The 24,168-nt window shown below is 71.5% G+C and carries 18 protein-coding genes; 8 read left to right on the top strand and 10 right to left on the bottom strand.

Features of this window, described 5'->3' with window-relative positions; genetic code table 11:
* The first annotated feature begins 153 nt into the window (after positions 1–153).
* The 3 genes from bla to CP983_RS29250 are packed head-to-tail and all read left to right on the top strand — an operon-like array spanning position 154 to position 2,526.
* A complete protein-coding gene (bla, locus tag CP983_RS29260) occupies positions 154–1,020 on the top strand; it encodes a class A beta-lactamase (protein WP_150502816.1) in 867 nt (288 codons plus the stop codon).
* Positions 1,021–1,078: 58 nt separating this feature from the next.
* Complete coding sequence (locus tag CP983_RS29255; RefSeq protein ID WP_030961023.1) at positions 1,079–1,603, top strand: SigE family RNA polymerase sigma factor; 525 nt, start codon at positions 1,079–1,081, stop codon at positions 1,601–1,603.
* The gene (locus tag CP983_RS29250) at positions 1,600–2,526 is read left to right on the top strand and encodes a hypothetical protein (protein ID WP_150502814.1); all 927 of its coding nucleotides are present in this window, start codon (positions 1,600–1,602) and stop codon (positions 2,524–2,526) included. The genes CP983_RS29255 and CP983_RS29250 overlap by 4 nt, the downstream gene beginning before the upstream one ends.
* A gap of 66 nt (positions 2,527–2,592) precedes the next feature.
* Here CP983_RS29250 and CP983_RS29245 read toward each other — a convergent pair whose 3' ends face one another.
* From CP983_RS29245 to CP983_RS29230, 4 genes are all read right to left on the bottom strand, one after another.
* A complete protein-coding gene (locus CP983_RS29245; protein ID WP_229914758.1) occupies positions 2,593–3,009 on the bottom strand; it encodes a helix-turn-helix transcriptional regulator in 417 nt (138 codons plus the stop codon).
* 180 nt (positions 3,010–3,189) lie between these two features.
* A complete protein-coding gene (locus CP983_RS29240) occupies positions 3,190–5,553 on the bottom strand; it encodes an ATP-binding cassette domain-containing protein (protein WP_150502810.1) in 2,364 nt (787 codons plus the stop codon).
* A 60-nt stretch (positions 5,554–5,613) separates the two neighbouring features.
* Entirely contained in the window at positions 5,614–6,024 is a 411-nt protein-coding gene (locus CP983_RS29235) for a VOC family protein (protein ID WP_107907345.1), read from the bottom strand.
* A 257-nt stretch (positions 6,025–6,281) separates the two neighbouring features.
* On the bottom strand, positions 6,282–7,022 hold the full coding sequence (locus CP983_RS29230) for a FadR/GntR family transcriptional regulator (RefSeq protein ID WP_373309812.1): 741 nt from the start codon (positions 7,020–7,022) through the stop codon (positions 6,282–6,284).
* A gap of 248 nt (positions 7,023–7,270) precedes the next feature.
* Between CP983_RS29230 and CP983_RS29225 the strand changes: the two genes are divergently transcribed.
* From CP983_RS29225 to CP983_RS29205, 5 genes are read left to right on the top strand one after another with little or no spacing between them, the layout of a single operon-like run.
* On the top strand, positions 7,271–8,899 hold the full coding sequence (locus tag CP983_RS29225; RefSeq protein ID WP_150502806.1) for an ABC transporter substrate-binding protein: 1,629 nt from the start codon (positions 7,271–7,273) through the stop codon (positions 8,897–8,899).
* A 10-nt stretch (positions 8,900–8,909) separates the two neighbouring features.
* Positions 8,910–9,869 (top strand): ABC transporter permease, encoded by a 960-nt coding sequence (locus CP983_RS29220; RefSeq protein ID WP_150502804.1) that lies wholly within the window; start codon positions 8,910–8,912, stop codon positions 9,867–9,869.
* Entirely contained in the window at positions 9,866–11,854 is a 1,989-nt protein-coding gene (locus CP983_RS29215) for a dipeptide/oligopeptide/nickel ABC transporter permease/ATP-binding protein (protein WP_150502802.1), read from the top strand. The genes CP983_RS29220 and CP983_RS29215 overlap by 4 nt, the downstream gene beginning before the upstream one ends.
* Positions 11,851–12,885, top strand: a complete 1,035-nt coding sequence (locus CP983_RS29210) for an oligopeptide/dipeptide ABC transporter ATP-binding protein (protein WP_150502800.1) — start codon at positions 11,851–11,853, stop codon at positions 12,883–12,885. Before CP983_RS29215 ends, CP983_RS29210 begins: the two co-directional genes overlap by 4 nt.
* Positions 12,886–12,887: 2 nt before the next feature.
* On the top strand, positions 12,888–13,820 hold the full coding sequence (locus CP983_RS29205) for a dihydrodipicolinate synthase family protein (RefSeq protein ID WP_150502797.1): 933 nt from the start codon (positions 12,888–12,890) through the stop codon (positions 13,818–13,820).
* Between the two features lie 22 nt (positions 13,821–13,842).
* Here CP983_RS29205 and CP983_RS29200 read toward each other — a convergent pair whose 3' ends face one another.
* The 6 genes from CP983_RS29200 to CP983_RS29175 all read right to left on the bottom strand — a co-directional run bounded on the left by CP983_RS29200 (position 13,843) and on the right by CP983_RS29175 (position 24,022).
* On the bottom strand, positions 13,843–15,033 hold the full coding sequence (locus tag CP983_RS29200; protein ID WP_150502795.1) for a sialidase family protein: 1,191 nt from the start codon (positions 15,031–15,033) through the stop codon (positions 13,843–13,845).
* A gap of 39 nt (positions 15,034–15,072) precedes the next feature.
* Complete coding sequence (locus CP983_RS29195; protein WP_150502793.1) at positions 15,073–15,735, bottom strand: response regulator; 663 nt, start codon at positions 15,733–15,735, stop codon at positions 15,073–15,075.
* A complete protein-coding gene (locus CP983_RS29190) occupies positions 15,732–16,946 on the bottom strand; it encodes a sensor histidine kinase (RefSeq protein WP_150506959.1) in 1,215 nt (404 codons plus the stop codon). Before CP983_RS29190 ends, CP983_RS29195 begins: the two co-directional genes overlap by 4 nt.
* Before the next feature lie 103 nt (positions 16,947–17,049).
* Positions 17,050–19,134, bottom strand: a complete 2,085-nt coding sequence (locus CP983_RS29185; RefSeq protein WP_150502791.1) for an MMPL family transporter — start codon at positions 19,132–19,134, stop codon at positions 17,050–17,052.
* 93 nt (positions 19,135–19,227) lie between these two features.
* Entirely contained in the window at positions 19,228–23,226 is a 3,999-nt protein-coding gene (locus CP983_RS29180) for a tetratricopeptide repeat protein (protein WP_150502789.1), read from the bottom strand.
* A 97-nt stretch (positions 23,227–23,323) separates the two neighbouring features.
* Positions 23,324–24,022, bottom strand: a complete 699-nt coding sequence (locus CP983_RS29175) for a TerB family tellurite resistance protein (protein ID WP_150502787.1) — start codon at positions 24,020–24,022, stop codon at positions 23,324–23,326.
* Between the last annotated feature and the right edge of the window lie 146 nt (positions 24,023–24,168).

The following is a 24,168-nucleotide window of genomic DNA, read 5'->3' as shown; positions in this document are numbered from 1 at the left end:
TGTGGCGGGCGCGGGCGCCGTCGACTGTCGGCCGTTGGTCTACGACACGGCAACCAAGGAATGACGTACGGCGTCGATCACTGAAGAGATCGTCACCACCGTCGGACGAGATCGTCACCATCCGTCCGACGAAATCGAGCGAAGGAGACCGAGATCCTAGGCCGACGCACCCTGCTCACCGCAGGCACCGCCACCGCCGCAGCGCTCCTCACCGGCGCACCCGCCCACGCCACCACCGGCCGCCTGCGCTTACTGGAGCAGCAGCACGGCGCCCGGCTGGGCGTGTTCGCGTACAACGTCCGTACGAGGAGGACCGTCACCCACCGGGCCGACGAGCTCTTCCCGATGTGCTCGGTCTTCAAGACGCTCGCCTCGGCGGCCGTCCTGCGGGACCTCGACCGCGACGGCGAGTTCCTGGGCCGCCGGATCCACTACACCGAGGCGGACCTGCCGAAGTCCGGCTCCGACAAGACCAGGGAGCACCTGGCCGAGGGGATGACCGTCGCCGAGCTGTGCGAGGTCGCCATCACCTACAGCGACAACGGCGCGGGCAACCTCCTGCTGCGCGAACTCGGCGGCCCCACCGCCATCACCCGCTTCGCCCGCTCCCTGGGCGACCCGGTGACCCGCCTCGACCGCCGGGAGACGGAGCTCAACTCGGCGGAGCCGTGGCGGGTCACCGACACCACGAGCCCCCGTGCGATCGGCCGCACCTACGGCCGGCTCGTCCTCGACGACGACGCCCTGAACCGCCCGGACCGTCGTCTGCTCACCCACTGGCTGCTGAGCAACACCACCAGCGGCAAACGGTTCCGCGCCGGGCTGCCCAAGACCTGGACCGTCGCCGACAAGACGGGTTCGGGCTCCTACGGCACCACCAACAACGTCGGCGTCGCCTGGACCCCCGACGGCACCCCGGTCGTCCTCTCGGTGCTGTCCACCAAGCCCGCCCAGGACGCGGCGTGGGACGACGCCCTGGTGGCGGAGACCGCCGCACTGCTCTCCGACCTCCTCGTCTGACACACCGGGCAACCGATTCCTCACCTCCGGTGGTCTGGAGGGCGAGGGAGGGTGCTTGATGCAGGCCGAACAAGAGGCCCAGTTCCAGGAGTTCGTCAGGGCGCGGTGGTCCCACCTGGTGCGGACCGCGTATCTCCTCACCGGTGACACGCACCACGCCGAGGACCTGACGCAGACGGCGCTGGCGAAGGCGTACCGCTCATGGCGGCGGGTGGCGCGTGCCGACAGTCCGGAGGCCTACGTCCGGCGGATGCTGGTCAGCTGCAACAGCGACCGGTTCCGCAAGCGACGGGTGGCCGAGGCGCTGACCGCCGCGCCGCCCGACGTGGCGGGGCGCGACGAGGGCTACGCGGGCGTGGACGAGCGCGGTGCGCTCATCGGCGCGCTGGCCCAACTCCCGCCCAAACAGCGGGCGGTGGTGGTCATGCGCTACTGGGAGGACCTGTCGGAGTCGGAGGTCGCCGATGTGCTCGGCTGCTCCGTCGGCACGGTCAAGAGCCAGGCGTCGAAGGGGCTGGCGAAGTTGCGTGCGTGTCCGGGGCTCGCCCGGATGACGCCGTCCGGGCAGGGAGGCAGCAGGTGAACGACGACGAGCGGCGGCAGGAAGCGGACGGCGAGCGGGACTTCGAGGAGCGGCTGCGAGAGCTGCTCGCCGAGGACGCGTACACGATCCGGCCCTCTCCGGCTCCGTATCCGGCGATCCGCAGGCGGGGCGTGGTCGAGCGGCGGCGCCGGGTGGCCGCGGCCGGGGCGGCGCTGGTGACGCTGGCGGCGATGCCGGTCGGTGCGTACGCGCTGAGCGGCGGGGGGCCGGCCACGACCACGGCCGCGTCCCCGACGCCCTCGGCCAGTGCCTCGCGCAGCCCCTCGCCGACGCCGAGTGGCAGCACGCCCCCGGCGGTCGAGGGGCAGCTGCTCGACGGGATCACCGCCGAGCAGGCGGCGGACGGGCTGGCGAACTGCCTGGACTCCGAACTGTCGAACAGCCACGCACCGGGCGGGGCGGGCCTCGACCCGGCGGACGAGTACGCGATCGTGCTGGCGATGCGCAGCACCGGCGACTCCAACGCCCCGGGCGACGGCATGTACGTGGTCGCGGCGACGGACGCCCAGGAGCAGTCCTATCTGATCTGCAACCTCAAGGACGGGGTGACCCAGGGCATCAGTGCCTTCACCGACGAGAGCGGCATCATCCCGGACGAGGGGCCGGTGCTGGTCAACCCCAACGGGGGCAAGCTCTACCAGCAGTCGTTCCTCGACCGCGGAAAATGGAAGCTGCCGTTCCGTTGGGGTGTGGTGGGGACGGTCAAGCCGTCGGTGGCCAGGGTGACGGTCGCCTACGGCGACTCCGACGCCGAGGCCACCCTCACCCACGGCCGGTTCGTGGCATCCGGCGTACTGAACGAGCAGGTCACGCGGGCGCCGCACATCAAGGGCTACGACGCCGCCGGCAAGCTGATCTACGACTCCGACGAGGACAGGTACTACGAGCGGACCCTGCCGTAGCGGCACTGCGCAATGGCATGGACGGGTCGGGGGCGCCGCACCGGGGACGGCACGCCCGACCCGTCGTCATGCCGAGCGCTGACCGTCGCCCGGCACCACTCCGTTGACAGCGGCCGCGAGGCTGAACGGCGCCGGCCGGTTCCTGAGCGGCCTGGTCACCTGCTTCGCCACGCACGACGGCATCCCGTCCGTCGCGTCCGCCTCCTGCCGGCGGTAGGCGCTGGGCGACATGCCGACCAGCTCCGTGAAGCGGGTGCTGAAGGTCCCGAGGGACGAACAGCCGACCTCGAAGCACACCTCGGTGACGCTGCGGTCGCCGCGGCGCAGCAGCGCCATGGCCCGCTCGATGCGCCGCGTCATCAGGTAACTGTAGGGCGACTCGCCGTACGCGGCCCGGAACTCGCGGCTGAGGTGACCCGCCGACATGTGCACGCCCCGCGCCAGCGCCTCGACGTCCAGCGGCTGCGCGTACTCCCGGTCCATCCGGTCACGGACGCGCCGCAGCGCGACGAGCGTGCTCAGGCGCTGTTCGTCGGACGTCGATCGGCTGGATCCCACACCCGTATCCTCCCGGGCCGGCTGCCACCCCGTCCACTCCCGCGACCGGCGGGAGCGGGACGAGAGCAGGGCCAGCACCGGTGCGGCCTCCATGCACATCGCCGCTCAGCCGCCGATGTACGCCGCGAGGTGCTCACCGGTGAGGGTGGAGCGCTCTGCGACGAGGTCGGCGGGGGTGCCCTCGAAGACGATCCGGCCACCGTCGTGACCGGCGCCGGGGCCGAGGTCGATGATCCAGTCGGCGTGCGCCATGACGGCCTGGTGGTGCTCGATGACGATGACCGACTTGCCGGACTCCACGAGCCGGTCCAGCAGGCCGAGCAGCTGCTCGACGTCGGCCAGGTGCAGACCGGTCGTCGGCTCGTCGAGGACGTACACCCCGCCCTTGTCGGCCATGTGCACGGCCAGCTTCAGCCGCTGGCGCTCACCGCCGGACAGCGTGGTCAGCGGCTGGCCGAGGGTGAGGTAGCCGAGGCCGACGTCCGCCATCCGCTCGACGATCCGGTGCGCGGCCGGGATCCGCGCGTCGCCCTCGCGGAAGAACTCCTCCGCCTCGGTCACCGACATCGCGAGCACCTCGCTGATGTCCCGCCCGCCGAAGTGGTACTCGAGCACCGACGCGTCGAACCGCTTGCCCTCGCAGTCCTCGCAGGTCGTGGCGACGCTCTGCATGATCGCCAGGTCGGTGTAGATGACCCCGGCGCCGTTGCAGGTCGGGCAGGCGCCCTCGGAGTTGGCACTGAACAGGGCCGGCTTGACGCCGTTGGCCTTGGCGAACGCCTTGCGGATCGGCTCAAGGAGTCCGGTGTACGTCGCCGGGTTGCTGCGCCGCGAGCCGCGGATCGGCGTCTGGTCCACCGAGACCACGCCCTCCGGCGCCGGGATCGAGCCGTGCACGAGCGAGCTCTTGCCGGAGCCGGCGACGCCGGTGACGACACAGAGCACGCCGAGCGGGATGTCGACGTCGACGTCCTGGAGGTTGTTGGCGCCGGCGCCGCGGATCGCGAGCTTGCCGGTGGCCTCGCGGACCGTCTCCTTGAGCTTCGCCCGGTCGTCGAGGTGGCGGCCGGTGACGGTGTCGGAGGCCCGCAGCCCGTCGAGGGTGCCCTCGAAGCAGACGGTGCCGCCGGCCGTGCCCGCGCCGGGGCCCAGGTCCACGACATGGTCGGCGATGGCGATCGTCTCCGGCTTGTGCTCGACCACGAGCACCGTGTTGCCCTTGTCCCGCAGGCGCAGCAGCAGGTTGTTCATGCGCTGGATGTCGTGCGGGTGCAGACCGATGGTGGGCTCGTCGAAGACGTACGTGACGTCGGTGAGCGAGGAGCCGAGGTGGCGGATCATCTTGGTGCGCTGCGCCTCACCGCCGGACAGCGTGCCCGAGGCCCGGTCGAGGGAGAGGTAGCCGAGGCCGATCTCCACGAACGAGTCGAGGCTGTGCTGGAGCTTGGCGAGCAGCGGCGCGACCGACGGCTCCTTCAGCCCGCGGACCCATTCGGCGAGGTCGCGGATCTCCATCGCGCAGGCGTCGGCGATGCTGACCTTGTCGATCTTCGAGGAGCGGGCCTGCTCGCTGAGCCGGGTGCCGCCGCAGTCAGGGCATTCCGCGAAGGTGACCGCCCGGTCCACGAAGGCCCGGATGTGCGGCTGCATCGACTCGCGGTCCTTGGAAAGGAAGGTCTTCTGGAGCTTGGGGATCAGACCCTCGTAGGTGAGGTTGACCCCGTTGATCTTGACCTTGGTCGGCTCGCGGTAGAGGAAGTCGTGCCGCTCCTTCTTGGTGTACTTCGCGATCGGCTTCTCCTTGTCGAAGAAGCCCGACTCGGCGATGACCCGCACGACCCACCCGTCTCCCGTGTAGGTGGGGATGGTGAACGGGTCCTCCGAGAGCGACTTGGAGTCGTCGTAGAGCTGTGTGAGGTCGATGTCGGAGACCCGGCCCCGGCCCTCGCAGTGGGTGCACATGCCGCCGGTGCGGCTGAAGGAGACCTTCTCGGTCTTGGTCTTGTCGGCGCCCCGGTCGATGGTGAAGCCGCCCTGCGCCGAGACCGAGGCGACGTTGAAGGAGTACGCGGCGGGCGGGCCGATGTGCGGCTTGCCGAGCCTGCTGAAGAGGATCCGCAGCATCGCGTTGGCGTCGGTGGCGGTGCCGACGGTGGAGCGCGGGTCGGAGCCCATGCGCTGCTGGTCGACGGTGATGGCGGTGGTCAGGCCGTCCAGGACGTCGACCTCGGGCCGCGCGAGGTTCGGCATGAACCCTTGCAGGAACGCGCTGTAGGTCTCGTTGATCAGCCGCTGCGACTCGGCGGCGATCGTGTCGAACACCAGGGAGCTCTTGCCCGAGCCGGAGACCCCGGTGAACACCGTCAGCCGGCGCTTGGGGATCTCGATGCTGACGTCCTTGAGGTTGTTCTCCCGGGCACCGTGCACACGGATCAGTTCGTGGCTGTCGGCAACGTGCGGCTCGGTCATCGTGAAGTCTCCATCTGCAACTCGGTCGGGAACGTCGCCGGTGAGGGCGCGGGGGTGGGCTCAGCCCCGCTCCTGGACACGGACCAGATTGCCCGCGGGGTCGCGGAAGGCACAGTCGCGGATGCCGTAAGGCTGGTCGGTGGGCTCCTGGACGACCTCGGCGCCGCTCGCCTGCACCTTCTCGAAGGTGTCATCGACGTTCCCGGTGGCCAGCAGGATCCAGCCATAGGTGCCCTTGGCCATCATCTCGGCGATGACACGGCGCTCGTCGTCGGTGACGCCGGGGTCCGCGGCGGGCGGCGCGAGCAGGATGGACGTGCCGGGCTGACCCGCCGGGCCGACCGTGATCCAGCGCATCTTGCCCTGGCCCACGTCGGTGCGCACCTCGAAGCCGAGGGCGTCGCGGTAGAAGGCCAGGGACGCGTCCGGGTCGTCGTGCGGAAGAAAACTGGCGTGAATGCTGATGTCCATGCCCGTCACGCTAGCCGTGGCGCTGGTGCCGCGCTTCTCGATTCCTGATGCCTTCTCGCCCCCGCCGCCCCTACCCGTCCCGTCCTTCTGGGGCTCCGCCCCAGACCCCGCTCCTCAAACGCCGGAGGGGCTGGATCTTCAGCCCGTCCGGCGTCTGAGGACAAGGCCCCTTCAGGGCCGAAGCGGGGGTCCGGGGGCGGCAGCCCCCGGGGACGGGACGGGTAGGGGCGGCGGGGGCGAGGAGAGGCTCGCGGGTCTCATCCTCCGCCCCCCGGTTCCCGCCCCGCCCTCGCCGAGATCCCCCGGAAATGGACGGCCATCGCCCGCTGCGCTCCCTCCACGTCCCCGGCACGCAAGGCGGTGACGATATCGCGGTGCCAGCGGGCCGTGACCTCGGGCGAGGGGTCGTCGGGGCGGCCGCGGGCGCCGTTCACACGGCGGAAGACCGTCCAGAACGCGGCGAGGAGCTGCGGCACGAGGTCGTTGCCGAGCGAGGCGTAGAGCAGCTCGTGGAACTCGCGGTCCAGCTCCGGAAAGGGCCGCCCGGACCGTCCCGCCGCCTCCATCCGGGACACGACCGCATCCAGCCGGTCCAGCTCACCCTCGCTCACCGTCGCCGCCACCCGCCGGATCAGCCCCTCCTCCAGCACCTCCCGCACCTGGAGGATCTCGGCGAGCGCACCGGTGTCGTGGTCGTGCCGGGCGAGCGTGCGGAAGGTCAGCCCGTCGATCAGCGGGGTGAGCGAGGCCTGGCCGACATACGTCCCGTAGCCGTGCCTGATCTCCACGATGTCGAGGGCCTGGAGCGCTTTGAGCGCCTCGCGCACGGAGTTGCGGCTGACGCCGAGGTCCTCCATCAGCTCGGCCTCGGTGGGCAGCAGGGCGCCCGCCTGGAGCCTGCGGTCGATGATCAACTGCATGACCTGGCGCTGGATCCGGCTGTTCCTGGACTCCTCGGACGTACGACTGTTCCTGGGCTGCCCGGGCATGCGGCGCATCGTACGCGCACCCGGACGTCCCACGTCCCATGTCTCCCGCAATCGCCCCTGACGGGGGGTCAACTCGCGCCATTTCACAGCGCCATTGGTCCGACCTGTGGCAGATGCGCCATTCGTGTGAGATCCCTTGACCGCCCCCAGCGCCCCACCTATGGTCGCGCTGACCGTCAGGACGTAGGACGTCGTATCTCCTCGCTTCTCCTCGCATCACCCATCGCCGGAGCTCACCACCCACCGCTGGAGGAACCGTGCGCGACGTGACCCACGACGTGCCGGCGCTGCACCGCCGGTCGTTCCTGAAGTACACCGGCGCGCTGGGCGCGGCCGCCGCCGTCTCCGCGTCCCTTTCGGCCTGCTCGTCCGGGCCGGAGTCCACGAACGAGACCGGCGGGGGCGGTGGCGCGAACCGGACCCTCACCGCAGTGATCGGCTACGGCAACGACGGCAGCTGGGATCCCACCCAGACGGCGTCCGCCTTCTGCATGGCCGCCAACAACCACATCTACGAGGGCCTCCTCGACACCGACCCCATCTCCCGCGAGCCGTACGCCGCGCTCGCCACCCAGGTGCCGGCCGACCCGAACGCCACATCCTGGAAGTTCACCCTGCGCGCCGGCGCCAGGTTCCACGACGGCAAGCCGGTCACCGCCGACGACGTGGTCTTCGTCTTCGACCGGATCCTCGCCCCGAAGACCCAGACCCTCGCCAAGGGCTTCTTCGTCAGCTGGCTGAAGGAAGTGCGCAAGATCGACGCGCAGAACGTCGAGCTGGTGCTGAAGTTCCCCTTCCCGGACGGGCTCTCGCGGCTCACCCTCGCCAAGATCATGCCGAAGCACGTGTTCTCGCAGCCCGGCGCGTGGGACGAGGCCATCAAGGGCAAGGCGATCGGGTCGGGGCCGTACATGCAGGCCGCGCACCACCCGAAGTCCAACACCACCTTCGAGGCGTACGCGGACTACAACGGCCCGCGCAAGGCGGCCTTCAAGAAGATGAACTGGCTGACCATCGTGGACGCGGCACCGCGCGTGGCCCGCATCTCGGGGGCCAGCGCGGGCGCGCAGATCGCCGACAACATCCCCTACGCCAACATCGGGCAGCTGGAGAGCGGCGGTCTCACGGTCGCGGGCGGCGCCGGGATGAACAACCTGTTCCTGATGTTCAACACCAGGCACAAGCCCTTCGACGACGTCCGGGTCCGCCAGGCCCTGCACTACGCCATCGACACCGGCAAGATGATCGAGGTCGCGCTCAAGGGGCACGGGAAGCCGTCGTCGTCCTTCCTGAACCAGTCCAACCCCAGCTTCCGGCCCGCCAGGACGGTCTACGACTACGACCCCGACAAGGCGAAGGCGCTGCTGAAGCAGGCCGGGGTCAGCGGGCTGAAGATCGAGATCCTCGCGGTGAACGTCAGCTGGATCGTGGACTGCCTGCCGACCATCAAGGCGTCCTGGGACGCGATCGGCGTCAAGACGACCCTGTCCCCGCAGGAGACGACGGCCGTCTTCACCAAGATGGACCAGAAGCAGGACTACCAGGTCGTCGCCGCCGCCTCGAACCCCAACCAGTTCGGCCTCGACGCCGATCTGATCATGCATTACAACTACGGGCCCGAGAACCTGTGGATGCAGTACACGCGGTGGGCCGACAACTCCGTCGCCAAGGCGCTGTTCAAGGACATGGACCGGGCGACCCAGGAGCCGGACGCCGAGAAGAAGAAGACAATGGTCCAGGACTACATCGACATCGTCGCCGAGCAGGCCGTCCTCTACCCGGTCGTCCACAACGAGCTGATGACCGCGTGGAACCCGAGGGAGCTCACCGGGATAAGGGCACAGCCGTACCCCGGCATCAACCTCCTCCAGGCCAAGTGGGCCTAGGAGTCACTGAGTGATCACCGTCGTCAGGATCCTGGCCAGGCGCGTTCTGCTGCTCGTGCCGCTGATGCTGGGCATCGTGCTGTTCGTGTTCCTGGTCATGCGGTTCTCGGACGTCGACCCGGCGTCCGCGTTCTTCCAGGGCGCCAACCCGACGCCGCAGCAGCTGCACGACTTCCGCGAGCAGAACGGCCTGCTGGATCCCCTGCCCGTCCGCTACGTCGTCTTCATCGGCGACCTGGTCCACGGCGACATGGGCACCAGCGCCCTGACCCGGGCGCCGGTCGTAGACCAGGTGATGACCGCGCTGCCGCTGACCATCCAGCTCACCTTCCTGGGGCTCGGCATCGCGGTCGTCCTGTCGCTGGTCGGCGGCGTCACCGCGGCCATCTACCGCGACCGCCTGCCCGACCAGATCATCCGCGTCGTCTCCCTCACCGGGGTCGCCGCACCCGGCTTCTGGCTGGCGCTGCTGATGATCCAGTACCTCGCCGTCGACCTCGGCTGGTTCCCGACCGGCGGCTACATCAACCCGGCCGACTCCTTCACCGGCTGGCTGAAGACGATGACCCTGCCCGCCCTCGCGCTGTCGCTGCCGGTGGCGGCGCAGCTGACCCGGATCGTGCGCACGTCGGTGGTGGAGGAACTCGACAAGGACTACGTCCGCACGGCGATCGGCAGCGGCCTGCCGCCGCGGGTCGTGGTCGGCCGGAACGTGCTCCGCAACGCCCTGATCAACCCGCTGACCGTGCTCGGGCTGCGGGTCGGCTATCTGCTGGGCGGCGCGGTCGTCATCGAGACGATCTTCTCCCTGCCGGGCATGGGGAAGCTGATGATCGACGCGGTGAAGAACGGTGACCCGGCCGTGGTCCAGGGCGTCGTCATCACCACGGCGATCGGCTTCGTCGTCGTCAACCTCGTCATCGACATCCTGTATCTGCTGGTCAACCCGCGGCTGCGGGAGGCGACATGACGTTCAACCGCAAGCGTCTGGCCGAGGCGCTGTCCCGGCCCGGCATCCGTCTGCGCGGCTGGCGCAAGCTGCCGATGCTGTCGAAGGTGGCCGTCTGCTTCCTGGCCGTCGTCGTGGTGGTCGCGCTGTTCGCCCCGCTGCTCGCCCCGCACGACCCGCTCGACCAGCAGCCGCCGGTCGACGGCACCGGGCATCCGTCCGCCGACCACTGGATGGGCCAGGACAGCCTCGGCCGGGACATCCTGAGCCGGCTGATGTACGGGGCCCGCTGGTCGCTGGCGATCGGGCTCGGCGCGACCTTGCTCGCGCTCGTGGTCGGCGCTCTGATCGGCGCCGTCGCGGCGACCTCGCGCAAGGCGGTCGACGAGACGCTGATGCGCTGTCTGGACGTGGTGATGGCGTTCCCGGGCATCGCGCTGGCCGCGGTGCTCGTCGCGGTCTTCGGCGGCGGCATCACCGTCCTGATCTGCGCGATCGCCTTCCTGTTCACACCGCCCGTGGCCCGGGTGGTCCGGGCGAACGTCCTCGACCAGTACGGCGAGGACTATGTGACGGCGGAACGGGTCATCGGCGCCCGCACCCCGCACATCGTCATCAAGCACGTGGCGATCAACTGCGCCGCCCCGGTGCTGGTGTTCTGCACCGTGCAGGTGGCCGAGGCGATCGTCTTCGAGGCGTCGCTGTCGTTCATCGGCGCGGGCGTGCGGCCGCCGGACCCGTCCTGGGGCAGCGTCATCGCGGACGGCAAGAACATGGTCCTGACCGGCGGCTGGTGGGCGACCGTCTTCCCCGGGCTGCTGATGCTGGTGACCGTCCTGTGCCTGAACATCCTCTCCGAGGGCGTCTCGGACGCGTGGGCGGCGCCGTCCGCACGCGAGGTCGACGTGAAGGAGCAGCGCGACCACCTGGAGGCACCTGAGCCGGGCAGCGGCGAGGTGCTCCAGCTGCCCGGGCTCACGGAGGCGGCGGCCCGGCTGCGGTCACGGGCCCGGCCGCTGCCCGGGGGACGGCTGCCGGTGCTCGCGGTGGAGAACCTGGCGATCGGCTTCGAAGGCCGGCACAACGGTGTGGACATCGTCGACGGCATCAGCTTCGAGGTGCAGCCCGGCGAGGTCCTCGGCCTGGTCGGCGAGTCGGGCTGCGGGAAGTCGCTGACCGCGCTCGCGGTGATGGGCCTGGAGCCGAAGGGCGCCCGGGTGCGCGGCCACGTCCGGTTCAACCAGCGGCAGTTGGTGGGCGAGCCGATGCGGGTACGCCGCAAGCTGCTGGGCCACGAGATGGCGATGATCTACCAGGACGCCCTGTCGTCCCTGAACCCGGCGATGACGATCCGCTCGCAGCTCAAGCAGGTCGTACGCCGTGGCGGCCGGCGCGGCCCGCACGAGCTGCTCACCCTGGTCGGCCTCGACCCCGAACGCACCCTGCGCAGCTATCCGCACGAGCTCTCCGGCGGCCAGCGTCAGCGCGTGCTGATCGCGATGGCCCTGTCCCGGGACCCGAAGCTGATCGTCGCCGACGAGCCGACGACCGCGCTGGACGTCACCGTGCAGGCGCAGATCATAGAGCTGCTGCTGAGGCTGCGCCAGGAGCTGGGCTTCGCCCTGATCCTGGTCTCGCACGACCTCGCGCTGGTCTCGGACGTCACCGACCGGGTGGTCGTGATGTACGGCGGCCAGATCGTGGAGACGGGCGTGACCGCCGACCTGGTGGAGGCACCGGCGCACCACTACACGCGGGGTCTGCTCGGCAGCGTGCTCTCGCTGGAGTCGGCGCAGGAGCGGATGACGCAGATCAAGGGCGTGGTCCCCTCCCCCGCCGACTTCCCCGCGGGCTGCCGCTTCGCGGACCGCTGCCCGCTGGCGAGCGAGGTGTGCCGGACGACCGCGCCCGCCCTCGCGGGAACACCGACGCACACGGCGGCCTGCCACCACCCGGCGATCCTCCTGTCCCCGACGGACCGCTCCGAGAGCGAGGCGGTGACATGAGCGCGAGCGAGACGAACACTCTGGTCGAGCTGTCCGACGCGCACGTCGTGCACAAGGCGCGCAGTGGTGGGCTGTTCACCCGGGACAAGGTGTACGCCCTGACCGGCGCCGAGCTCACCATCGCGCCCGGCGAGACGGTGGGCGTGGTCGGCGAGTCGGGGTGCGGCAAGTCGACGCTGGCGAAGGTGCTGGTCGGGGTGCAGCGGCCGACGTCGGGGAGCGTGGCGTTCCGCGGCCGTGATCTGTGGGCCATGACGCCTGCCGAGCGCAGGACGGCCGTGGGCGCCGGCACGGGCATGATCTTCCAGGACCCGTCGACGGCCCTGAACCGCCGGCTGCCGGTCCGGCAGATACTGCGGGACCCGCTGGACGTGCACGAACGCGGCACCAAGCGCGAGCGCGAGGACCGGGTGCGGGAGCTGATGTCCCTGGTGGGCCTGCCTCGCGCCCTGACCGACGCCCTGCCGGGCCAGCTGTCGGGCGGTCAGCGCCAGCGCGTCGCCATCGCCCGCGCGCTGGCCCTGGACCCCGACCTGGTGGTGGCGGACGAGCCGACGAGTGCCCTGGACGTGTCGGTGCGCGCCCAGATCCTGAACCTCCTGCTGGACCTGAAGGAGCGCCTCGGCCTGGCCCTGGTCTTCGTCTCGCACGACATCCAGACGGTACGGCGGATGAGCGACCGGGTGATCACGATGTACCTGGGCCGGATCGTCGAGGAGGCCCCGGCGGCCGGTGTCACCGACGGCTCCCGGCACCCGTACACCCGCGCCCTGTTCTCCGCGACCCCGGGGCTGCTGGACCCGATCGATCCGATCCCGCTGGTCGGGCCGGTCCCGTCGGCGACCCGGCCGCCCAGTGGATGCCCCTTCCGGACCAGGTGCTGGAAGGCGGACGGGGTATGTGCGGAGGTGATGCCGGAGTTCTCGGCCGCGTCGAGCCCCGCGCACCGTTACAGGTGTCACCATCCAGTGGAGGAGGGCGAGGCCACCCGCGACCTCGTACGACAGAGCCACAGTTCCAGGGAGCCCTGACCATGATCCCCACCCCGCTCACCGGTGTCGTCCCGCCCGTCTGCACGCCCCTGACACCGGACCGCGAGGTGGACGTCCCGTCACTGCGCAGGCTGATCGACCATCTGATGGAGGGCGGGGTGCACGGCCTGTTCGTGCTCGGCTCGACGTCGGAGGTGGCGTATCTGACGGACCGGCAGCGGCGGCTGGTGGTGGACACGGCCGTACGGCACACCGCCGGGCGGCTCCCGGTCCTGGCCGGCGTGATCGACATGACGACGCCGCGGGTCCTGGACCACGTACACGAGGTCACGGAGGCCGGCGCGGACGCTGTGGTGGCGACGGCCCCGTTCTACGCGCGCACCCACCCCGCCGAGATCGCCCACCACTACCGGCTGATCGCGACGGCCTGCCCGGTCCCGGTCATCGCCTACGACCTGCCGTCCGGCGTGCACACCAAGCTGCCCGCCGAGGTCGTCCTGGACCTGGCCGCCGAGGGTGTGCTGGCGGGCCTGAAGGACTCCAGCGGCGATCTGGCCGGTTTCCGCGAGGTCGTCATGGGCGTCCGCAACCGGCCCGACCTCAAGGGCTTCAGCGTGCTGACGGGCTCCGAGCTCATCGTGGACGCGGCTCTCGCGGTCGGCGCCGACGGGGCGGTGCCGGGCCTGGCGAACGTCGACCCGGCGGGCTACGTCCGCCTCGACCGCCTGTACCGCTCCGGCGACCGGGAGTCGGCCCGAGCCGAGCAGGAACGGTTGTGCGCCCTGTTCGGGATGGTGACCGTCGGCGACACCGAGCGGATGGGCGGCAGCTCCTCGGCGCTGGGCGCGTTCAAGGCGGCACTGCACCTGCGGGGCGTCATCGACTGCCCGGCGACAGCGGAGCCTCAGGTGCCGCTGTCGCCGGAGGAAGTCGAACGGGTGGGGAAGTTCCTGGCCGGAGCGGGGCTGCTCTAGGCCGGTTCCGCCCCGGCGGCCGCTAGCTCAGCTCGGTGACCGGCAGCCGGCGGAACTCGATCGTCTCGTAGGTGCCCGACTGCCCCGTCTCGTACAGCAGCCCGACCGTCTGCCCGTCGAGCCGCACCAGGTCGGAGTACGCCGCCCGCTGCTGCGACAGCGTCAGTACCTTCGTGAAGGTCGCCCCGCCGTTCGTGCTGCGCCACACGGCCATCGACTGCCGGGCGGTGGGCACGGACGGACCGGAGAACAGCAACGGGGCGCCGGCGCCCGGGAGTTGGAGAACGCTGCCCTCGACCACCGGCACGTCGTTCAGCGAGGGCTGCATCGTGTACGGCCGGTCCAGACTCTCGCCGCCGTCGCTGGAGACGCTGTCGAGGCGGTTGCCCGCGCTCGTGCCGTTCTGGTCGCGGGAGTTGAAGTACACCCTGCCGTCGGGGAGTTCGGCGGCGGTGGACTCGTTGGCGTTGCTGTAGCCGTCGTACGTCTCGTCGACGAAGCCCGTCTGCCACGTACGCCCGCCGTCGTCGCTGTAGATGGCGTGGGCGCCGTAGTACCTGGCCTCCTGCCCGGTGTGGCCGGAGCCCGCCGGCGGGGCCACCGAGTGGTTCGAGGGGACCACCAGCCGGCCCGCGTGCCTGCCGTGCCGGAGCGCGATCGCGTGCCCGGGGCCGGTCGCGTACCAGCGCCAGTTCGCCGGCTTCACGTCCCCCGTGACATCGCGGGGCGAGCCGAAGCTCCGCCCGTCGTCCGTGCTGCGCTGCACGAACACCCGGCGGCTCTGCTCCGCCGTCGCCTCGCCCCGCATGATCTGCGCCTCCGTCACATCCCCGCTGTTGTAGGAGGTGACCAGCACGACCGCGCCGGTGAGCGGGTCCACCACCGGCGCCGGGTTGCCCCGCGTGTCCCCGTCCCCGGCGGCGACCACCGCGACCGGTCCCCAGGTGCAGCCGCCGTCCAGGGACCGTCTGAGGACGACATCGATGTCGCCGGTGTCACCGGCCCCGTCGTGCCGGCCCTCGGCGAAGGCCAGCACCGTGCCCAGCGCGGTCGTGACCGTCGCCGGGATGCGGTACGTGTCGTAGCCGCCCTCGCCCGAGACGTACGGCACGGAGGACGTGCAGCCGGGGGCCGCCGAGGCGGTGCCGGCGGTGGTGAGCGGGGCGGTCAGCAGTACCGCGGTGGCCAGGAGTGTGCGGCTCAGGAGGGTCATCGAACTCCCTTGACGGAGGGTCAGACATTGACCTGTCCGTCACAGGTTCCCCGGAGTCACCATCCCTGACTCATACGCCACGACGACCAGCTGTGCCCGGTCCCGCGCCCCGAGCTTGCCCATGATGCGGCTGACATGGGTCTTGGCCGTGAGCGGACTGAGTCCCAACGCTTCCGCGATCTCCGTGTTGTTGAGCCCGCGCGCGACCAGCGTCAGCACTTCGCGTTCACGTTCGGACAGGCATTCGGGCCCGCCGGCCGCGGGTGCCGAGGGGCTGCGGAGGAACCGCTCGATCAGCCGTGCGGTCGGTCCCGGCGACAGCAGGGAGTCGCCCGCGGTCACCGTACGGATGGCGTCGAGGAGTTCGGCCGGGCGGGTGTCCTTCACGAGGAACCCGGAGGCGCCGGCCCGCAGCGCGTCCACGATGTTCTCGTCGGTGTCGTAGGTGGTCAGCACCAGCACGCGCACCCCGGCCAGGTCCTCGTCGGCCGCGATCAGCCGGGTCGCCTCGATGCCGTCGAGGTCGGGCATGCGGATGTCCATCACGACGAGGTCGGGGCGCGAGGTGCGGGCCAGTTCCGCGGCCTCCCGGCCGGTGGCCGCCTGGCCGACGACCTCCATGTCCGGCGCCGACTCGACCAGCATCGCGAACGCCTCCCTGACGAGCGTCTGGTCGTCCGCGAGCAGGACGCGGATCATCACTCCCCCTCCCGGCCGGTCCCGACGGACACCCGGCTCTCCTCGGGCAGTCCGGTCCCGGTGGGCAGTACGGCGCTCACCTCGAAACCCCCCTCGTCGCGCGGCCCGGCGTCGAGTGTGCCACCCACGCTGCGGGCCCGTTCACGCATCCCGACCAGACCGTAGCCGGGGCTCTGCGCGCAGGGCGCGGCACGGCCGTCGTCGGCGACCGACAGCCGCAGGGCGCCCATCTCCTCGTACAGCGAGACGCGCACGGCCGGTTCGGGTCCCGCGTGCCGGACCGCGTTCGTCAGCGCCTCCTGCACGATCCGGTAGACCGCCGCCCCCACCGCGGGCGGCGCCTCCCGCACCCGTACGTCGGACTCCACCCGCGCCCCTGCGAGCCGCGCCGCCTCCACCAGGTCGGGCAGTCCGTCCAGTCCGGGCAGCGGCCCGCGTGTCTCGCCCGCGACGCCCTGTTCGCGCAGGACTTCCAGGGTGCCGCGCACCTCACCGCGAGCCGTGCGGCAGGTCTCGGCGATGTCGTCGAGCGACTTGGCGATCGTCGCGCGGTCCAGCCGCTCGGGGTCGGCCGCCAGGACGTGCGCGGCCACCGACGTCTGCACGCCGATGAGGGTGATGCTGTGGGCCAGCAGGTCGTGCAGGTCCCGTGCGATGCGCAGGCGCTCCTCGGCGACGCGGCGGCGGGCCTCCTCCTCGCGGGTGCGTTCGGCGCGCTCGGCGCGTTCGACGACGGCGGCGAAGTACTGGCGGTAGTAGCGCACGTCGATGCCGCAGAAGAGGAACGCGAAGACCCAGCCCGATATCCGCAGGAGCTCCGCCGTCCCGTCGGGGTTGGTGATGCCGTTGAGGATCAGTGTCACGCCGAGGACGCCGCCGCCGGTGAGCAGAGTGCGGCGCACCGTGCCGGTTGCCGCGACCGTGTACAGCACGACCATGGTCGCGAAGATGGGCGCGGCGTGGTTGTTGTCGAGGGCGTGGTACGGAGCGATGCAGGCCATCACCGCGAGCAGGACCGGCACCGGACGGTGGCGCCGCCACACGAGGGGCACATGGGCCACCAGCAGCAGAGCCCAGCCGAGCGCGTCGGGTCGACGCCCGTCGTCGGCGAGCAGGGCCATCGCCGTGGCGAGGACGGCCCACCCGGCGGCCAGCAGGGCGTCGTTGCGGGTGCGATGCGGGGCGGTCATGGGGTCGCGGTTGATCGCCGCCATGACCCGTTCGCCGACGCGGGGCCGTACGTGTGTCCTGTTTTCCTGCACGGGCTCATCCTCCGCGATGGGGGCGCCCCTCCGGCAGGGAGGGGCGCCCGTCGGTTCAGTGGGCGGACACGGTCACCCGCTCCGGTTCCTTCGGCGGCACGGGCGGCTCCGGCTTCCGGGACAGCGGACCCGGCCACCACACCTTGCGCTTGAGCGCGACGCTGGCGCTGGTGACCAGGTAGGTGCGGACCAGGAAGGTGTCGAGGAGCACGCCGACCGCGATGACGAAGCCCAGCTCCACGAGCTGCAGCATCGGCATGTTGGTGAGCACCGCGAAGGTGGCGGCCAGGACGAGCCCGGCGGAGGCGATGACGCCGCCCGTCGTACGCAGCGCGGTGAGCGCGGCCGTTGCCGGTTCGGCGCCGTTCAGGCACTCCTCGCGCATCCGGTGCATCAGGAAGATGCCGTAGTCGACGCCGAGGGCCACGAGGAACACGAAGGACAGCAGCCCGAGTCCGGGGTCGGTGCCCTCGAAGCCGAAGAGCGGCTCGAAGACGAGTCCGCCGATGCCGAGCGCCGCGGCCCACACCGCGACCACGGCCGCGACCAGGATCAGCGGCGCGACGAGCGAGCGCAGCAGGACGACGAGGATCAGCAGCACCGACAGCAGCACGATCGGCACGACGACCAGACGGTCGCGGGCGTTGGTGTCCTTCAGGTCGAGCTGCTCGGCGCTGGCACCGCCGACGTAGGAGCCCTCCAGCCGGTCGCGCAGGGCCTCGATGGTGGCGGTCTCCCCGGCGGACTGGGGCGCCGCGGTGGCCAGGACGGAGATCTCGGTCCAGCCGTCTCCGGTACGGCCCTCCTGCGCGCTGTCGACGCCGCGCGTGTCCCGGATCGACGCGAGGGTCGCCTCCGCCCGGTCCTCGGGGGTGATGACGCTGATGGGCTGGGTGCCGCGCTCGGGGTAGGCCGCGGCGAGGGTCTCCATGGCGGCGACCGCGTCGGGCTTGGAGGTGAAGGAGTCCTCCTGCTTGAGGTTGCCGGGCAGGTTGAGGGTGCCGAGGGCGAGCGCGCCGAGCAGGACGGCGCCGCCGGCGAGGACGGTGAGGGGCCGGCGTCCGGCCGAGCTGCCCATGGCCGTGAACAGGGACCGGCGGGCCTTGGGTGTGCTGCCGAGGCGCGGCACGAGGGGCCAGAACACGCGCCGGCCGAGCAGGACGAGGACCGCGGGCAGCAGCGTCAGCATGGCGACGAGGGCGCACAGCACACCGACGGTGCCGAGCGGGCCCATGCCGCGGCTGGAGTTGAGGTCGGCGGCGAGCAGGCACAGCAGTCCGGCGGCGACGGTGCCGGAGGAGGCGAGCACGGCGGGCCCGCAGCCCTTGAGCGCGGCGACCATGGCGTCGTAGGGCCGCTCGATGCGCCGCAGCTCCTCCCGGTAGCGGGAGACGAGCAGCAGTGCGTAGTCCGTCCCCGCCCCGAACACGAGGATGGTCATGATCCCGGAGCTCTGGCCGGAAACCGACGTCCCGAAGCCCTGGTTGAGTCCGTAGGCGACGCCCATCGACAGGTAGTCGGCCATGCCGGCGACGGCGAGCGGCACCAGCCACAGGAACGGGCTGCGGTAGATGATGATCAGCAGCAGCGCGACGACGGCGGCCGTGGTGTACAGCAGCGGCCCGTCGAGCGAGTTGTAGACCTCGCTCGCGTCGGTGGCGAGCGCCCCCGCCCCACCGACCTCGACGCTCAGCCCGTCGCTGCTCCGCGCGACGTCCCTGACGTCGTTGACGAGCAGGTCACGTGCCTCCTCGTCGGTCCCCGGCTCGGTGGTCGCGATCGGGTACATCAGGGTGGTCCCGTCCCGCGACGGCACACCTCGCGGTTCACCGGTGAGTTTGTGCTCCCCCGCGATCCGCTCGATCTGCCCGGCGGCGGTCGCCCGGTCCCCGGCGGTCAGCCCGCCGTCGCGGTGGTATACGACGACCAGCTCGGTGGCCTCGCCCCCCGGCAGCTGCTCCTGGATCTTGGCCACCTGCGTGGAATCCGCACTGGCCGGCAGATAGTCCACGGCCCGGTCCCGCTGCACGTCCGCGAGCTTCGACGCGAACGGCGACACGGCCACCAGAGCGACGACCCACAACCCGAGCACAAGCCAGGGCACACCCCGCCGCCGCGCACTCGTCCCTACGGCCCCCATGAGACGGGCCCCCCTTCCGATCGGATGTCTGGACGACTCCAAGACTTCCGTCAGGGGGGTGCCGAATCGTCGGACGTGAGGGCGAGTTGGGGGCTACTGCCCGGGGTGGCCCGAGGTGGGCGTTACTCCCTGGGGAGTACTCCGGCGGAACGCGTCGAGCGCCTTGCGGGGGTGGCCGGTGGCCAGCGCGAGAAGCGCGAGTCTGCGCAGGCCCCGGCGTACGTCGGGGTGGTCGGCGCCGAGCGTGCGGATGCCGTCGGCGTAGACGGGGACGGCCAGGTCGAAGGCGCGACGGGGGTGCCCGGACCAGAGGACCGCGTAGGCGTGGAGCCGCCGCCGCTGCCAGGTTCCCGCGTGGTCCGGGCCGTGCAGGCGAGTGCTGTGCTCGACGAGTTCGGCGTAGGCCCTGACGGACTTGTGGGCCCGTCCGGTCAGGCGGAGAGCCCAGGCTTCGTTGCCGCGGGCGTACAGCGTCTCGCGGTGATCGGGGCCGTAGATCCGCTCGTTGTCGACGACAAGGCTCCGGTAGGCGGCGAGCGACCGCCTCAGTCTGCCCGTGGCGCGCAGGCTCCCGGCCAGGTACCGGCGCTGGCTCAGCACCTCGGGGTGGTCCGGTCCGTAGAGTCCGAGCATTCTGCTCAGCAGCCGTCGCTGCACGGCGGCGCACCTCCACACCAGGCCCACCGACCAGTAGGCGTGGCCCAGTGCTTGCAGGGCTCGCAGGCTCTCGCTGCTGTCCTCTCCGGTCCTGGCGGTCTCCAGCGCGAGCACCCTGCGCCGCAGTCCGAGCGCCTTCAGGCGGCGGTTGGCCGCTCTGTGGTCGTCGGCCAGGTCGTCCAGGAGCTCGATGGTGTAGGGATGATCCGGCCCGAGAGCGCGCACGTAGTCGGGGTACAGGGCCCGGCGCAGCCGCAGCGCCTGCCTGCGTTTCCCTGAGCGGCGCACGGCGGCGGCCCGCTCGGACCGCACGACCAGCGTCCAGTGGTGCTGCTCGCCGTAGAACCGCGTGTACTCATCGACAACCTGCGTGATGGTCGCCAGCCATTCCTGCACGCGGTAGGCACTGCCGTAGGCGCCTGCCAGCCTGCGTCGCAGGACGATCGTGTGCCGGTGCCCGGCCCCGCTGCGCCGCTCCGCCGTGGTCAGGGCCTCCTGGTAGCGGGTCACGGCACTGTCGTAGTCGCCGAGGTGCAGTTCGGCCTGGCCGAGCATGGCGCCGAGCCAGGGAACGGCGGCATCGTCGGCGCCGTGGTCCGCGATGCGCTCCTCCAGCGCACGGGCCCGCAGGTCGCGAACCTCCTGCAGCCTGTTGGCGGACTGGAGCACCCATGCCAGTACGTCGTCCACCCGGCGCAGCAGCGGGTGCCGCGGGCCGAGGTGGCGGGCGATGTCCGTACGCGTGCTCCGGAGCAGGGTTTCGGCCTCGTCCTGGGACTGGGCCCCGTTCAGCGCGACGGCCAGGTCGATGCGGCAGGCGAGTGTCCAGGGGTGACCCCGGCCGTGGATCCGCTCCGCGTCCCGAAGGACCTGCCGCGACACCGTGATCGCCTCGGTGTGCTGTGCCGCGTCCGCACAAGTGTCGGCGTACAGGTCGCGGGCGTGAAGGGTGGCGGTGTCATCGGGACTCAGTAACCGCTCGTAGTCCGCCAGGAGTTGTTGTGCCTGCTCGTAGGCTTCCTGGTACCTGGCCGCACTGCTCAGGGCCCGTACGACCGAGCGCCGGGCGCCGAGGACCTCGGGGTGGTCACGACCGCGCAGGGCCGCCAAGTCGTCGACGACACGCCGGAGTTCGTCCAGTGCCTCGGTATAGCGTTCCTGCTGTGTCAGGGCGTCCGCCCAGGTCACGCGTATCGTCGCGATCCGCGCCGGGGTGTCGGCGAACAGCCGCTCGGCATCACGCAGCGCGCGTCGGGCGGTCTCCAGTGCCTCGTCGTACAGGCCGGCCGACATGCAGTTGTAGGCCAGGCGGTTCCTGATCCACACCGCCTCCGGCTCGTCGTGGTCCCCACTGGCCTCCCGCTCCGCGAGCAGGCGCCGCAGCAGGTCCACACCGTCGGCCGCGCGGCCCACAGAGTCGTAGAAGTCAGCCAGGCGGCTCAGCTCGTCGGAGCTGCGGAGGGGGTCCACCGCGTCCGCCGGCATCAACCGCTCGCGCAGGGACTCCGACACGGCGACGGCTTCGGCCAGCCGTCCCGCCTCGGCGTACATCTCCGCCAAGGTGGCCCGGGCTTCCATGGTGCGACTGTGGTCGGGCCCGCCGAGCCGCTCGAAGTCCTCAACGAGGCGTTCGCACATGGATACGGCGACATCGAAGTGGCCCGCCGAGCTGTGAGCCTGCGCCAGGTCCATGCGGACGGTCAGCGTCTCCTCGTCGTCGGGACCGTTCGCCTGCTCCAAGAGGCCGTGCAGCCGTTGGAGAGCGGCAACGGCACCCTCGGCGCGACCGGACCGTGCCCGGATGACGGCCAGAGATCTCAAGGCGGCGGGCAGGGCCCCCGACCGTGTGCCCGGCCCCGTCTCCAGGCACAACAGGGTCTCCTCGGCCGAGTCCAGGGCCCGCCCCGACTCCCCGACCTCGTACAGATACCGCGCCATCCAGTCGCGCAGCCGCGCCAGCCCTTCCGTGCACCCCTGCCCCAACGAGGCGAGGTCGGTCACCACCGCGTTCCACAACGCGTCGATCTGATCCACGAGTTGACCGCCCTCCTCCCGGCGGTCCCATGCCTCGCCCAGCGGAACCCGGTCCTCCTCCAGGCACTCCCCGATCGTCGCCGCGGCCCCGGCGAGAGCCCCCTCTCCTCGAACCCGGTCCTGGAGCACACGGCGGGTGAGCCGGTGTACGGCGATGCTCTCGGCTCCCATCCGCGTGGCGAGCGAGGCCTCGACGAGTCGGCCGGCCGCGCGCTCGACCGCCGTGACGGACTCCTGCCCCTGCCGCCGCGCGATCGCTCGCAGCAGCGCGCCGGGCACCCCCGCGGGGGACAACAGGGCGAGAGCGTCCAGGAGATGCCGGACCAGGCCCGTGTCGTCGTCGCCCTCCACCTGCTGGACGGACACCAGTACGGCCTCGGCCGCGCGGTGCGGATACCGCTCGCCCGGCACCGCCGCCAGCAACTGCCCCAGCGGCATCGTCCGCAGTCGCCGCAGGCACCCCTCGTACCCGATGTGCTCGCTCTTGATCACAGCCGCCGACTGGGCGAGGGCGACGGGCAGTCTGCCGAGTTCCTCGGCGAGGTCACGAGCGCCCTCGTCGTCGTCGAGTCCGGTCCGCTCCCGGAGGAAGGCGAGCGACTCCTGCGGGGTGAAGACCCCGACGTCCACCTGGCCGCCCGCCGCGATGTTCCCGAAGGCCCGGCTGGTGGTGGTCACGACCACCTCCGCGCGCCCCACCGTGGGCAGCCAGTCGGCGGCCTCGTCAGGGTCGACGGCGTTGTCGACGACCAGCAGGCACTGCTCGTCGGTGCGACCGATCCAGGTCAGCGCCGCCCGCGCGGAGGTCTCGGCGTCCTCTCCCGGTTCCCGCACGCCGAGCTGGGCCGCGAGTTCGGCGAGCCCGGAGACCAGCTGGCCGCGCGTCTCGCCGTTGATCCAGGCGACGACGGGCCACTCGTCCTCGATGCGCCGACGGGCGTACGCGGCGGCGAGCTGGGTCTTGCCGACGCCCCGGGTTCCGGTCACCGTGCGCACGACCGCCAGGCGGTGGTCCGCGGCGGTCCGGGCGAGTTCGGCGACGAGATCCTCCCGCGGCTGGAAGCCGACCGGCCGACGGGGCAGGTCGCCCATGCGTACCAGGGGTCCGGTCGGCTCGGCCGGCTGCCCGTTGGCGGTGACGGAGACGGTCGAGTGGGCGAAGTCGAGCCGGACCGGAGCGTCGGCGGCCGGGGCGGGCGCGGTTCTGTTCGTGGCGTACCAGGCGCTCCAGGCGGTGATCGCTGCGGCCACGACCGTGCCGGCGCCGACGGCGACCGAGGCGCGATCGCCTTCTTCCGAGGGCAGCAGGGGCAGGCCCCCGCCGTAGAAGACCGCGAAGGTGGCTCCGAATCCCAGGAGGGCGAGCCCGATCGCCACCGCCCAGCGCGCTCCCGGCCGCATGCCGCCCCCTTCAGGCGCCGCCCCTCCGGCGCACGGCACGATTGTGCGGGAGGGCGGGCAGCTCAGGAAGGCGAACGGCCGAGTCGGCCCGTGAAGCTCATGAAGGCGTGCGGGCCGCTGCCGCCAGCAGGCTTGTCACGTCGTCCGTGCAGATCGTGAGGGCCGCGCCCACCGTCGCGAGGGCGTCTCGTTCGGCGGGGGTGTAGGGGCCGTCGGCGAGGGCGATGCGGGCTCCCTGGAGGAGGATCGATTCGCGGCCGGCGGGGGCGAGGTGCGGGGCGAGGGGGTCCAGGGCCTCGTGGAGCTCTATGGCGAGGCCGGCGCCGCAGGGCTCGGAGAAGACCCGGCCGGTGTCGGCGGCGAGCGCCTCGACCAGGGCGCTCAGCTGGTCCTCCGTGCAGTCGTCGAAGCCGGCCGCGCGCACGGTGGCCGTGGCCGTCTCCAGGGACGGGCGGGCGCAGGTGCCGCCAGCCGCCAGCACCGCGAGGGCGACCGTGTGGACGGCGTCGCGCAGCATCGCGGAGAAGCGGGTGGTGGTCGGATGGTCGAGGACCTCGGTGCCGAAGTGCCGGCGGCAGGCCGCGCACTCCACCACGGGGGCGGTCTCGCCGCGCGGCAGCACGGGCACGCCGAGCAGCGTGAAACGACGATGGCCGGTCAGCCGCTGGTAGTTGCGGTCGCCTCCGCAGCCGGGGCAGAAGAACTCACCGTCGCCCACGGCCGACCATGCGGTGCGGGTGCCCAGGATGCGCGCAAGCCTGGCGGCACGGCCGTCTCGTCCCCGTCCTGGCAGCACGTCGCACCTCCGCGAAACCCCGCGGCAACGTCGCCGCGCTTGCGTGATGTTAGCCACATCACGGACGCGGAGTCAGTACCCCGGACGAGACCTTTCCGTGACCTGCACGTGCCGATGGCCGAAAACAGACAGTTCCCCGCGCCCCT

The organism is Streptomyces chartreusis (genome assembly GCF_008704715.1).
GTDB lineage: Bacteria > Actinomycetota > Actinomycetes > Streptomycetales > Streptomycetaceae > Streptomyces > Streptomyces chartreusis.
Note: the sequence above shows the minus strand (reverse complement) of the source record. Positions and strands in the feature narration are given on the sequence as shown.

Bases quoted from the DNA above. Each gene is read 5' to 3' on its own strand.
- CP983_RS29180 (WP_150502789.1), bottom strand. From the start codon at position 23,226: ATGCGGCCGGGAGCGCGCTGGGCGGTGGCGATCGGGCTCGCCCTCCTG.
- CP983_RS29200 (WP_150502795.1), bottom strand. From the start codon at position 15,033: ATGACCCTCCTGAGCCGCACACTCCTGGCCACCGCGGTACTGCTGACC.
- CP983_RS29215 (WP_150502802.1), top strand. From the start codon at position 9,866: ATGACGTTCAACCGCAAGCGTCTGGCCGAGGCGCTGTCCCGGCCCGGC.
- CP983_RS29190 (WP_150506959.1), bottom strand. From the start codon at position 16,946: ATGGCGGCGATCAACCGCGACCCCATGACCGCCCCGCATCGCACCCGC.
- CP983_RS29230 (WP_373309812.1), bottom strand. From the start codon at position 7,022: ATGCGCCGCATGCCCGGGCAGCCCAGGAACAGTCGTACGTCCGAGGAG.
- CP983_RS29205 (WP_150502797.1), top strand. From the start codon at position 12,888: ATGATCCCCACCCCGCTCACCGGTGTCGTCCCGCCCGTCTGCACGCCC.
- CP983_RS29255 (WP_030961023.1), top strand. From the start codon at position 1,079: ATGCAGGCCGAACAAGAGGCCCAGTTCCAGGAGTTCGTCAGGGCGCGG.
- CP983_RS29240 (WP_150502810.1), bottom strand. From the start codon at position 5,553: ATGACCGAGCCGCACGTTGCCGACAGCCACGAACTGATCCGTGTGCAC.
- CP983_RS29210 (WP_150502800.1), top strand. From the start codon at position 11,851: ATGAGCGCGAGCGAGACGAACACTCTGGTCGAGCTGTCCGACGCGCAC.
- CP983_RS29185 (WP_150502791.1), bottom strand. From the start codon at position 19,134: ATGGGGGCCGTAGGGACGAGTGCGCGGCGGCGGGGTGTGCCCTGGCTT.
- CP983_RS29235 (WP_107907345.1), bottom strand. From the start codon at position 6,024: ATGGACATCAGCATTCACGCCAGTTTTCTTCCGCACGACGACCCGGAC.
- CP983_RS29245 (WP_229914758.1), bottom strand. From the start codon at position 3,009: ATGGACCGGGAGTACGCGCAGCCGCTGGACGTCGAGGCGCTGGCGCGG.